The 2,070-nt window shown below is 61.6% G+C and carries 1 protein-coding gene; it reads left to right on the top strand.

What is annotated here, in order from left to right; genetic code table 11:
- Positions 1 to 163: 163 nt before the first annotated feature.
- Positions 164 to 2,070: hypothetical protein (locus AC3ET4_RS30645; protein WP_431955209.1), on the top strand; the 1,907-nt coding region annotated here is incomplete at its 3' end.

The following is a 2,070-nucleotide window of genomic DNA, read 5'->3' on the forward strand; positions in this document are numbered from 1 at the left end:
ACTGGACCGTGGCAAGGTACTCGTTGAACTGCGCAACCTGGCAGACGTCAACGGCGTCGCCCAGGCTCGTGAGCAGTACCAGGACCTCAAGCGGCGTACGCAAGCCCGGTGGGATGCAGCCGCCTGGATAGCAGGACTGGGCTCTGACCACCATGCTCAGCAGTTGGCGCTGCAAGCGCGGCTGGCGGGCGATGGGCTCGCAGGTGCCCTGGACCGGATGCTGCGGATCACGAGCGAGCTCAACGTCGTACACCACCAGCGCGCCCTCGGGTTCGAATTTTTGAAGCGGGACGCAGTTCAACCTTTGGTACGCAGCACCCTTCGAACGAGTCGGCTCATTCAGGGGGGCCCGCAGGGTACTGTCGAGCTGGACCGCACCGTCGTCAGGTCTGTGCTGCCGAAACTGGACACCGACCTTTCAGAGTTCGCCTACACCGTGAATCTTCTTGATCATGACGGGCGTTCATGGGAGCAGGTCAGGAAGCAGTGGACGCAGGTGATGTACGACAGCGCCAGGCTTCGCGAGGCGCTGTCCGGCGAGTCGGCGAACTGGCCACCGCCCGAAGCAATGGAAAATTGGAAAGAAATATCAGCACTCCCTGGTCTGCGGCCTCGCACAAACCTGAAAGATGTCGACGCAGCCGTGAAAACTGCCCTTGCCCAGCCAGGCAATACGCCGGCCCTGCAGGCTGTTCTTGTCCAGGCGACTGCATGGCGTCAAGACAATCAGGGAAGTAAGCGCGAGTTCGCCATCAGCGAATTGGAGCGCAACGTCCTCCATCGCCTTGCTGGAAGTCCTGAGCACCTCGCAAGGCGTCCGCCTCGGGGCTGGGGTTCTCAGGAAGTCGGGCAGTTGCCACAGATGCCGCTCCGGACCCACGGAACGAGGACCGGTACGAACTCTCAACCACAGAACGCCAGATACCCCCAGCCCACTGCCGCAGTGCTCGAAGAGTGGTCAGACCGAATCCGCTACGCGCACGAATACCTTCGGGAAGCACCTGACGGCAGCCAACTCCGACAGCAGGCGGCGGAAATCGTCGCCCAATTCCACGTCGCTCCTCCGGCCGAATCCGGACAGCTTTCAGACGAGGCCAGATCTTATCGGAAGCTGTACAACAGCACTATAGACGTAGTGGCGTTCGCCTTGGGCCGTGACCGAGGACGAACGCAACCCACTCTGCGTGCAAACGAAGTTGCCCAGAAAATGGCAATGGACTTCGGTAGCTCTCCCGAAGCTCACATCGCCCTCAACCAAAACCTGCAGAGCCAAGCGGGAAGTGTCCCTGACCCCGTGATGCCCGAGTTCGTGGAGGGCAGCAGGCGACACCGGCCACAGGACCGACTCGAAATTATTGAAGGCAGCAGGCGAAACACCAGAACGGGTGGCTCCGCGGGTGTGCACGACGCTTCCGCGACTCGGCGTCAGAGACGGCTTGGGGGTGCTCGAGAAGCAGGTTTGGACCCGCAGGTGGAGGGTTGGGAGCTGGGCCGATCGATCACGGTGACAGCTCCAGAATCCTGGATGGACAGCTTCCATCCCCAGAGCCACAACTCCGACGAGTTGGAGCCTCCGGCGCGAGTCCCTCTGTCCGCAGAGGCAACACCGGAACTTTTCGCACCTTTCACGCGCTCGTATGCGCACTCGACCCGCTCCTACACCTATCAGGTCGGTTCCGGCGGCACCGTGGTGCTGCCGAACGGCGCGTCCCTGACGGGGCGCTGGGCGGCTCTCGGAGACGACTTCGTCAATGAACAGGGATACATCCTCTACAGAGAAAGCGGATGGATCGGCCACGTCGCAAACTGGGACGCCCTGCAGAAGATCCTCGACTTCGACCTGCACGGCTACTACCTGATCTCCGATTCCACCAACCTGCAGTTCATCCCCGTCACCGACACTCAACCCCCTGTACTCCTGCCCCTGAAAGAGGACTCCGCGCCACCCCGAACGAGCAGCAAAGGCACAGAGGAAAACACAGTCACAGGCCTGTCGGCCGGCACACCGGCGCCTCATGTCTCGCAAGAGACAGTGAAGACCGCATCACAAAGAGAAGTAGGGCTCACCGA

Source organism: Actinacidiphila sp. bgisy167 (assembly GCF_057707665.1).